A 10045-nucleotide genomic window follows, 5' to 3' on the forward strand; every position below is an offset into this window, starting at 1 on the left:
ATATGGACTACAAGGACTATTACAAGGCACTGGGCCTCGAACGGGGCGCGAGTGCGGAAGATATCAAGCGCGCCTATCGCAAACTGGCGCGCAAACATCATCCCGATGTGAATACCGGACCGGATGCCGAGATGTCCGAACGGAAATTCAAAGAGGTCGGCGAAGCCTATGAGGTGTTGCAGGACCCTGAAAAACGCGCCGCCTATGATCAGTTGGGTGCCAACTGGAAGGAGGGTCAGGAGTTTCGCCCGCCGCCCGACTGGGATGACGGGTTCGAGTTTTCCGGCGGCGGCTACACGCAGGCCGATCCGGATCAGTTTGGCGATTTCTTTGAGGATCTGTTCGCGCGCGGCGCTGATCGCGGGGCGCGTCCGGGTGCCCGGATGCATGCGCCAGGGCAGGACCATCATGCCAAGATCATCATTGATTTAGCAGAGGCCTACAGGGGCGGTAGCCGCGACTTCACCCTGCGCAAACCCGAACTGGATGCAGAGGGCCATATCGTGCTGCGCGAACGCGCGATCCGGGTCACGATCCCCAAAGGCGTGACCGAGGGGCAGCATATTCGCCTGACCGGGCAGGGCGCACCCGGTATCGGTCGGGGAAAGCCCGGTGATCTCTACCTTGAAGTGGCCCTGAGGGTGCCCCCGGGATACCGCGTCGAGGGGCGCGATGTCTTCATGGATCTGCCCGTCACCCCGTGGGAGGCCGCACTTGGGGCCCGGGTCAGCGTGGACACGCCGAGCGGGCGGGTTGAATTGCGGGTGCCGGACCATTCCCAACCGGGCAAGAAGCTGCGCCTGAAGGGTCGCGGAATTCCCGGCAAACCGCCGGGCGATCTTTATGGCGTGATCAAGATCGTCATTCCGCCGGTCGAGACCGCAAAGGCACGGCAACTTTATGAAGAAATGGCGCGCGAGATGACCTATGATCCGCGCAAGAAAGCAGGAGGGTAGATCATGGCCGCCAGCACACCATCGGGTCCGACGTGCGAAATTGTCAGCGCCCTGACCCTGATTGATCTGTGCCGCATCTGCGGATCGCGCGCGGATTGGGTCATCGAACTGGTCGAAGAGGGCATTCTGGAACCGGTCGGATCAGGCCGGACGGCGTGGCGATTTGATAGCTCAAGCATCACCGTCATCGCCAGGGTGCGTCGTCTGCAGAGCGATCTGCGCCTCAACATTGCCGGCGCGGCCCTGGTGCTGGCGCTTGCCGATGAAAATGCGCGGCTGCAACGGCGTCTGATGCAGTTGGAAAATGATCCTTCCGAGGCGATCTGATGACCGGTGCCAGCATGGTGCGGCGGCACCGTCGCCCCTGAAACACACAGCAGATGAAAGCCATAAATCATGGAACATGAACACGGCGGCGAGGCTGAAGACAAAGCCTCCATCAGCCTCGGCGGCGCGGTTGCGATGGGCACGGGCGTGATGATCGGGGCCGGAATTTTTGCCCTGACCGGTCAGATCGCGCAACTGGCCGGGCCGCTTTTCCCGCTGGCCTTCATTGCCGGGGCCGTCGTTACCGGGTTCAGCTCTTACAGCTACATCAAGATGTCGAACGCCTGGCCGTCCTCGGGCGGCATCGCCATGATCCTGCAAAAGGCTTATGGGCCGGGCGCGATTGCGGCCGCGGCTTCACTGTTGATGGCGCTGTCGATGGTTATTTCCGAAAGCCTGGTCGCGCGGACCTTTGCCACCTATGTTCTGCGGCCCTTTGACATTACCGGTGGCCCGCTGGTGCCGATCCTGGCCGTGGGCGTCATCCTCTTTGCCTTCGCCGTCAACATGGCCGGCAGCCGGTCGGTTGGTATGCTCTCATTGGTGATGGCCACGATAAAGATCGGTGGTATCGCGCTGTTCGGGATTGCCGCCCTGTGGACCAGCGGATTCCAGTTCTCAGCCGCCAGCGAGACCTCGACAGGGTTTGATACCGTGGGCTTCATCGCCTCGGTCGCGCTTGCCATTCTGGCCTTCAAGGGTTTCACCACCATCACCAATAGCGGCGGCGAAATCACCGATCCGCACCGCAATGTCGGCCGCACGATCATGATCTCGATCGCAATCTGTGTGGTCGTCTACCTGCTGGTCGCCTTTGCGGTCGGATCCAGCCTGACCATTGATCAGATCATTGCGGCCAGGGATTATTCGCTGGCCGAGGCCGCCGCCCCGGCATTGGGAGAGGCCGGTTTCTACCTGACGATTGTGCTGGCCGCCGTGGCCACTGCTTCGGGCGTGCTGGCCAGCGTTTTTGCGGTCTCGCGGATGTTGGCGATGCTGACAGAGATGAACATGATCCCGCATCGCCATTTCGGCATGTCCGGGCCGGTGCGCAGCCACACATTGGTCTACACGGTCGTTATCGCCTCGACGCTGGCGGTATTTTTCGATCTCGGGCGGATTGCGAGCCTTGGGGCCTTTTTCTACCTGATCATGGATATGATCGTGCATTGGGGCGTCTTGCGTTACATGCGCCGACAAATCGGCGCAAATCCGATGGTCGTGATCCTGGCGCTTGGCTTTGATGCGGTCGTGCTGGTGGCGTTTACAGCCATGAAGCTGCGCACCGATCCCGCAATTGTTCTTTACGCCGCAATTGCGATTACCTTGGTTTTTGTCTTTCAGCGCCTATATCTGTCCCGGTGGACCGCACCGGCACCGGAATGACCGGAACTTGACAGGGGAGAAAATATTAAGATGGCAGTGGGAAATACGCTCGTGAAATCCTGGTGGGTGCGCCACCTGGTCGTGATTTTGCTATCGGTGGCAGGAACGGCGTTCTTTTTGTATAGTCGGGCACAATGGTCGGAAATGCATCGCTGGAACCGGGCCATCGGCGACGTGTCGCTGGTGCTGGTGGCGATGGCGATGGCGCTTGGGCCGATGTCGCGGCTATGGCGCGTGTTCGTCAAGGTTCTGCCCTATCGGCGCGAACTGGGCATCTATGCCGTCATCCTGGCGCTGATCCATGCCACGATTATCCTGGTCGGTTGGGTGCAATGGGATCTCATGCGCCTGATCGGGTTCGAATATCACCCCGGGCTTCGGCAATATGTCATGGTCCAGCAAGGGTTTGGCCTGGCCAACCTGATCGGTATTCTGGCACTGCTTTACGGGGCCATTCTGGCCCTCACATCAAACGATTTCAGTCAGCGCTGGTTGGGAAATTCGGTGTGGAAATTCGTGCAGCAGGGCACCTATGTGCTGTGGTGGCTGACGGTGGTTCATACCGGGTATTTCCTGTTCATGCATTTCCTCGATTTCGATCGTCCGACGCCTGAACCGAACTGGTTTCAATGGCCGTTTGTCGGTATTGTCAGTTTTGTTGTGATCCTGCAGATCGCGGCATCATTGGCGACCTGGCGCAAGCGGCGCAATCGCAGCGACGTCGCGCCAGAAGCCAGCTGAACGCCCGTATCTGGCAGCTGCAGGCCGCGCCCGGTCTGTCGCCGCCGACCCTTTTTCGGGGTCGGCGGCCTTGCCCGTTCTGACAGGGCCGGTTCTGCCCGGTCGCGGCCTGCAGCTGCCGGTGTTGCGCCGGGCACCCAGCCCTGAAGCCGGTTCATCAGCACGTTCCCGACCTCGCATCGCAATTGCCGATTTCGTTTGATCTGGCGCAAGGAATTTCCTGATCCAACGCAAAGACAAAACCGCCGGTCTGGCCTAACAAATCATCAGCAAAAGGCACTCGCTGCGCCCCTGCAAGGTCTGGGCCCGAAAGGTGATCTTTGGGCGTGCCGATCTGTCGTTTGCATTGCTGAAAACAAAGGAACGTCCGATGAATACCACCCATGTTCGCCACGCAATCAGCGCCGCTCTGCTGCCCTTCGCAATATTTGGTGCAACGGCCGCCCTGGCCGATATTGGCCATGGCGTTGCCGTCGATATTGGTCAGGCAGGCGATGTATCGCATATTGACCGGGTGATCGAAGTCGATCTTGGCGAGATGTATTTCGACCCCTCCAGTTTCGATGTCGAACGCGGCGAAACGGTCCGCTTTGTGCTGAACAACAGCGGTCGCGTTGTGCATGAATTCGCCATCGGCACCGAAGAGATGCAAGACATCCATGCCGGCGAAATGCGCGCTCTGATGGCGGAAGGCATGATGACCACCCGTGTGCTGCGCCATGATCGCATGATCGAAGCCGGCCGGATGCATCTGGACGCAAATTCGCGTCTGCTTGAGCCGCGCCAATCCACCGAACTGGTCTGGACCTTCAGCGGCGATCAGGAGGAATTGATCATCGCCTGCAACGTGCCCGGCCACCGTGCCGCAGGTATGGAGGCCCTGGTGACCATCGGGGCAGATCACGCCAGCTGATCACTTTTCGATATCTCGGAAAACAAGGCAGGCGGGCATCGGGCCCGCCTGTTTCTTGTTGTGCAGATCTCTGCTCAAGCGACCCACAATGGCACCGGACAGGACAGCCCGGCGCAGCCCCCCCCCGCGACCGGCCTTCACCCGGAGGCACCAGACCCAACAGGCCGACGGTGAACGGGATAAAACCGTGTTTCAGGACAAGTTTCCCTTCGCAGGCCATGCCGAACCCTATCCGGCAATCCTTGACGCCAGGTCAGATTGCCCGGCCCGCAAGCCGGGCCGTCAGCCCCTGCAGCCGCTCATACGGAATGGGTGGCCTTGGCGGTAAATCTACATGCCCCACGCATAATCGGGCATCCGGCCAAGATGGAGCGAAACCTGATCAAGCCCCTCGATGTTGTCGATCGCCACTTTTGCGGCGTTTTCCTCGGCATCGGATCCGACAAGCCCCCAGACATCGACGCGACCACCCTCGACCAAGACATTGAGATGCGCGGGGTTCAGCCCCGGAACCCGCGCCAGGGCCGCCAGAACAATATCGCGCTTTTCGCGGTCGCTGGCCATCGTGTCCACCGTTACAATCGGCACGGTTGCCAGCGCCTGCAACAGGTTGGCGCGGCTGACAATCCCGATCATCTGGCCATCCTTGACCACCGGCACCCGCTTGATCCGCTTTTTCTCCAGCAGACGTGCGATATCGGCAACCGGCATGTCGGGGGCCACCACTTCAACCGGATGGGACATGATGTCGGTGGCGCGGCGGCTGCGCATGGCGATAAAATCCGCCGCCGTATTGTCGGATCCCGAAAACAGCGACAGCCACCATGATTTGCGGCGCTTTTCGGCCCCCTCCACACGGCGCATCAGATCGCCCTCGCTGATCAGTCCAAGTATTGCGCCGTCCGCATCAAGGATCGGCACCGCGGAGATGTGGTTGTCCATCATCAAAGCGACGACCGCTTCGATACTGGCATCTGGCGCGGCTGAGATGACGTTTCTGGTCATGATGTCCTGAGCTTGCATTTTCAATCCTCCTTGGGTTTCGGATATGGCAGACGGGCCGCCCGCCATATCCGCAGGTCTTTGACTTCAGTCGTGTTCCTCGTCCTCGGATTCGGATTCGGCATGCAACATCAGTGCCTGGATATCTTCGGGGATGTCATCCTCCGAGAACAGCGCCTGTTCTGCGGGATCATGAACAAAGGCGATGATATCGGCCAGATCCTGACCCGAGATCTGGATCACATCGCCCAGTTCCTCGCGCTGCATCTCAACCATGGTTTCGGCCCCGCGCCACATGTTGGCGGCAAAGTCGAAAGGGTTCATTGGCCGGTCCATGAATTCGGCATCCAGCATCGGTGCGTCAAACCCGCCGACACCGTTGATCGAATGGCAGACGACACAGCCCGTTGACGCGAAAAGTGCCCGGCCATTGGCCGAATCCATAATCGGAATGACCAGCCCGGCCGATACCATGCCCGGCATGTCGTCCATGTCGGATGCCGCTTGCGCCGGCGTTTCAACCGCAAATAATGCGACGGTCATGACGGCGCCGATAATTGCTGTTCCCTGTTTCAGGTTTTTCATTGTTTTTTCCCTTCACTGTAAGTTGATAATTGTCCTCATGTGGTCGTTTCTCAAGCTTCTTTCCTTATTGTTTGCGCCGTTTCGTCTAACATTCGAGCCGATCCTCCGCGTCGGTCAAGCCTATGGCATTGCCCGGCGATCCTGGCCCTGTCCGAGGGGCCGATGCCAAATTCGCGCCTGGCGCAGCATTGGCACGTCCGATCGCCGCATCATATCCTGGGGCCACAACTGGTGCTGAAAATGGCTGCGCAGCTGTGGAAATGGTTGAAAAAAGAGGGCCGGCATTGCTGTCGGCCCTCTGCACTCGTGACACAACTCCGCCGGGGCAGCAGGTTTGGGTGCTGCCCCGACGGTTCTGAATGGACCAAACTGTTTGATGATGGCTTATCGTAACTCTCCCATTCAGAATTTCAGCCGCCGCAGTCTGAGTGCGTTCAGCACAACAGACAGCGAGGAGGCGCTCATCGCGAAAGCGGCAAAGATCGGGCCGATCAGGATGCCGAAGAACGGGAACAGGATACCCGCTGCAATCGGCACGCCCGAGGCGTTGTAGATCATCGCAAAAAACAGGTTCTGCCGGATGTTGCGCATTGTCGCCTGGCTGAGCTTGCGGGCCCGCACGATGCCGTCAAGATTGCCCTTGACCAGCGTGATTCCGGCGCTTTCGATGGCGACATCGGCCCCTGTGCCCATCGCGATGCCAACATCGGCCTGGGCCAGCGCGGGGGCGTCATTGACCCCGTCTCCGGCCATGGCGACCTTTTTGCCTTCGGCCTGCAGCTCGCGGATGATGCGGGCCTTGTCCTCGGGCAGAACATCGGCGCGGATCTCGTCAATGCCCAGACGGTTTGCGACCGCCTGCGCCGTGCGCTCATTGTCGCCTGTCGCCATGATGATGCGAAAGCCGAGCGCGTGCAGCGCCTTGAGGGCATCCGGTGTGGTTTCCTTGACCGGGTCGGCCACACAGACCAGCCCGGCAATGGCCCCGTCCAGCACGATGAACATCACCGTTTCGCCCTCGTCGCGCCGCGCATTTGCGGTATCGACCAGCGCGCCGCTGTCCAGCCCCATATCCTGGATCAGCGCGCCATTGCCCAAAGCAACAGCCTTGCCATCCACCCGGCCCATCACGCCCTTGCCGGTGATGGCCTCGAAATCCTCGGCCTTGGCAAAGGTGACGCCACGGTCCTGGGCACCGCGCACGATGGCCTCGGCCAGCGGGTGTTCCGATCCGCGTTCCAATGACGCCGCCAGCCGCAGCACTTCGGCCTCGTCATGGCCTGGCTCGGGCAATACCGCGACCAGTTTGGGCTTGCCCTCGGTCAGGGTGCCGGTCTTGTCGACAATCAGCGTGTCGATCTTCTCGAACCGTTCCAGCGCTTCGGCATTCTTGATCAGCACCCCCATCTGCGCCCCGGTTCCGGTTGCCGTCATGATCGACATCGGCGTGGCAAGGCCAAGCGCACAGGGGCAGGCGATGATCAGGACGGCCACGGCGGATACCAGCCCATAGGCCATTGCGGGATCGGGCCCCCAGATCGACCAGATGATGAACGCGAAGATGGCAATGCCGATGACCGCGGGAACGAACATCCCCGCCACCTTGTCGGCGTATTTCTGAATCGGCGCGCGCGAGCGTTGTGCATTGGCGACCATCTGCACGATCTGGCTCAGCATGGTGTCGGCCCCGATGCGCGTCGCCTCGATCACCAGGCTGCCGGTGCCGTTGATCGTGGCCCCCGTCACCGGCTCACCCGCGACCTTTTCAACCGGCACCGGTTCGCCCGAGATCATGCTTTCATCGACCGATGAGCGGCCTTCGACGACAACGCCATCGACCGGCACCTTGTCACCGGGGCGCACCCGTAGGTGATCGCCAAGCTGCACCTGGTCCAGATCAATCTCTTCCTCCGTGCCGTCAGGACGGATCACGAGGGCGGTTTTGGCCGCCATGTCCAGCAGCGCGCGGATGGCCTTGCCGGTGCCTTCCCGGGCGCGCAGTTCCATCAACTGGCCCAACAAGACCAGCGTGACGATCACTGCGGCGGCTTCGAAATAGACGCCGACGGCCCCGGAGTCCGGATCCCGGAACCCGTCAGGGAAGATCTGCGGCGCTATCACCGCAACGATGCTGAAAATATAGGCCGCTCCGACGCCCATCGAGATCAGGCTGAACATGTTGAGATTCATGGTGCGGAACGAGTTGTAGCCGCGCTTGAAGAACGGCCAGCCCGACCACAGGATCACCGGCGTGCCAAGCGCAAGCTCGAACCAGAGCGAAATGCGTTCGCCCAACAGCTCCTGAAAAAAGGTGAAACCCAGATATGGCCCCATCGACAGAACCAGCAGCGGAACCGTCAGAGCCGCGCCGACCCAGAACCGGCGGGTGAAATCGACCAATTCGAGGTTCGGGCCGTCATCCTCCAGGCTGATCGTTTCCGGCTCCAGCGCCATACCGCATAGCGGGCAGGAACCGGGTCCGGGATGGCGCACCTCGGCATGCATCGGGCAGGTATAGACGGTGCCGGCATAGCCTTCGGGAACGGTGTCATACTGGCCGCCCTTCAGCGCCTTTACGGCCGCCGGGTCATCCTCATGGCCGTGGCAGCCGGGGCCATGCCCCGAATGATCATGGCCGGCTTTGTCATGCCCGGAATGGTCGTGGGGGGCATGGGTGTCACTCTCGCCCTCGGGCACCAGAAACATGCCGCATTTCGGGCAGGAGCCTTCTTCGGTGCTGCGTATTTCGGGATGCATCGGGCAGGTGTATACGGTGCCCGCATACTCCCGCGGGACGGTGTCGAAGCTTTCCGCCTCGCCTGATATATGGCCCTTGTGGCCGGTCGGGACGTTCATCATGTTTTCCTTCGTTGTCGTTTTTCCTGCCTGTATTGTGCAGGTTGGTGTTCAGTGAAAAATCATGCCATCGACGTGAAACCCGGCATCGACATGCAGAACCTCGCCGGTGATGGCGGTTGTGTGGTCGCTGGCCAGCAGAAGTGCTGCGCGCCCGACCTCGTCAGCGGTAACCGTGCGGCGCAGCGGCGATTTGGCCTCGGTCTCGGCGATCAGCTCATCGAAATGGTCCAGCCCCGAGGCCGCGCGGGTCTTGACCGCACCCGCCGAGATCGCGTTGACGCGGATGCCCTGCGGCCCCAATTCATGCGCCAGATAGCGCACGCTTGCCTCAAGGGCGGCCTTGACCGGGCCCATCAGATTGTAATGATCCACCACCCGTTCGGCACCCAGAAAGCTGAGCGTCGTCAGGCTGCCACCCTGCGCCATCAGCGGTTCGGCCAGTTTCGCCATCTGGATGAAGGAATGGCACGAGACCGCCATCGCCTGCGCGAACCCCTCGGGCGAACAATCGGTCAGCCGCCCGTGCAGATCATCCGCCGGGGCCCAGGCGATGGCATGGACCACGAAATCAAGGCGGCCCCAGCTCTTTTCGATCCGCGTGAACACCGCCTCAAGCGCGCCTTCATGCAACACGTCGCAGGGCATCAGGATCGGGGCGTTGATCGCGCTGGCCAGGCGCGCCACATATGGGCGCGCCCGGTCATTGAGATAGGTCAGCGCAACGTCGCCACCTGCCGCGTGCAGATTGCGCGCCGCCGCCCAGGCCAGGCTGTGTTCATTGGCAACGCCGACCACAAGGCCCTTTTTGCCTGCCATATCCAGAATTCCAGAGGGGCTGAGGCCCGCAGATTGAACGGTCACGTTGCTGCCTTTCTGATGGTTGCCGACGCAGCTGCGCCGATGGGGTGGACCCGCAAGAATTGTTCAGCCATTGCGATCATCCCCGGACCGGTCCGTGTTCTGCGGCCCGACATCACCAGCCCGATCATCGGGCCTGTGGTCTGATCCATGGTGCCCGCCCTTGCGCCCGTGGCCATGGCCGAACAGGTGCATCGCAAGCATTCCGCCGCCAAAAAGCACCAGCACCCAGTTTTCAATGATCCACTGCATTTTCAGTCTCCTTGCGGCCCTGGACAGGCCTATTGGCACCAGTTTCGGCACCGGGCAGATCATCGTCGCCGTAAAGCGTTCTGAACATGCGCTCAAAGCTTGCATCGCGGGCAATGCGGGCCCGTTCAATGGCTTTGCCGACCGCGTCGATCGCGGCCCTTTCGCG

11 protein-coding genes are annotated in these 10045 nt (G+C 61.0%); 5 read left to right on the forward strand and 6 right to left on the reverse strand.

What is annotated here, in order from left to right; translation table 11 throughout:
• Window positions 1–2 precede the first annotated feature (2 nt).
• From ACW8PS_RS07315 to ACW8PS_RS07335, 5 genes are all read left to right on the forward strand, one after another.
• On the forward strand, window positions 3–956 hold the full coding sequence (locus tag ACW8PS_RS07315) for a DnaJ C-terminal domain-containing protein (protein WP_491526687.1): 954 nt from the start codon (window positions 3–5) through the stop codon (window positions 954–956).
• Window positions 957–959: 3 nt separating this feature from the next.
• Window positions 960–1283, forward strand: coding sequence for a chaperone modulator CbpM (locus ACW8PS_RS07320; RefSeq protein ID WP_491526688.1), 324 nt, complete (start codon window positions 960–962; stop codon window positions 1281–1283).
• 69 nt (window positions 1284–1352) lie between these two features.
• Window positions 1353–2669: an APC family permease gene (locus ACW8PS_RS07325; protein WP_491526689.1), complete on the forward strand. Its 1317-nt coding sequence runs from the start codon at window positions 1353–1355 to the stop codon at window positions 2667–2669.
• 30 nt (window positions 2670–2699) lie between these two features.
• Window positions 2700–3410, forward strand: coding sequence for a ferric reductase-like transmembrane domain-containing protein (locus tag ACW8PS_RS07330; RefSeq protein WP_491526690.1), 711 nt, complete (start codon window positions 2700–2702; stop codon window positions 3408–3410).
• Between the two features lie 370 nt (window positions 3411–3780).
• On the forward strand, window positions 3781–4323 hold the full coding sequence (locus ACW8PS_RS07335; protein ID WP_491526691.1) for a cupredoxin domain-containing protein: 543 nt from the start codon (window positions 3781–3783) through the stop codon (window positions 4321–4323).
• A gap of 330 nt (window positions 4324–4653) precedes the next feature.
• On the opposite strand, the gene ACW8PS_RS07340 is transcribed toward ACW8PS_RS07335, so the two are convergent.
• The 6 genes from ACW8PS_RS07340 to ACW8PS_RS07365 all read right to left on the reverse strand — a co-directional run.
• The gene (locus ACW8PS_RS07340) at window positions 4654–5346 is read right to left on the reverse strand and encodes a CBS domain-containing protein (RefSeq protein WP_491526692.1); all 693 of its coding nucleotides are present in this window, start codon (window positions 5344–5346) and stop codon (window positions 4654–4656) included.
• 66 nt (window positions 5347–5412) lie between these two features.
• On the reverse strand, window positions 5413–5910 hold the full coding sequence (locus tag ACW8PS_RS07345; RefSeq protein ID WP_491526693.1) for a c-type cytochrome: 498 nt from the start codon (window positions 5908–5910) through the stop codon (window positions 5413–5415).
• 402 nt (window positions 5911–6312) lie between these two features.
• A complete protein-coding gene (locus ACW8PS_RS07350; protein WP_491526694.1) occupies window positions 6313–8766 on the reverse strand; it encodes a copper-transporting P-type ATPase in 2454 nt (817 codons plus the stop codon).
• A gap of 51 nt (window positions 8767–8817) precedes the next feature.
• Entirely contained in the window at window positions 8818–9585 is a 768-nt protein-coding gene (gene fabI / locus ACW8PS_RS07355) for an enoyl-ACP reductase FabI (protein ID WP_491526698.1), read from the reverse strand.
• 108 nt (window positions 9586–9693) lie between these two features.
• Window positions 9694–9879: a hypothetical protein gene (locus tag ACW8PS_RS07360; RefSeq protein ID WP_491526695.1), complete on the reverse strand. Its 186-nt coding sequence runs from the start codon at window positions 9877–9879 to the stop codon at window positions 9694–9696.
• Window positions 9863–10045 (reverse strand): hypothetical protein (locus tag ACW8PS_RS07365; RefSeq protein WP_491526696.1); only part of this gene is annotated, 183 nt, incomplete at its 5' end. The genes ACW8PS_RS07365 and ACW8PS_RS07360, both read right to left, overlap by 17 nt.

The organism is Alterinioella sp., assembly GCF_058343375.1.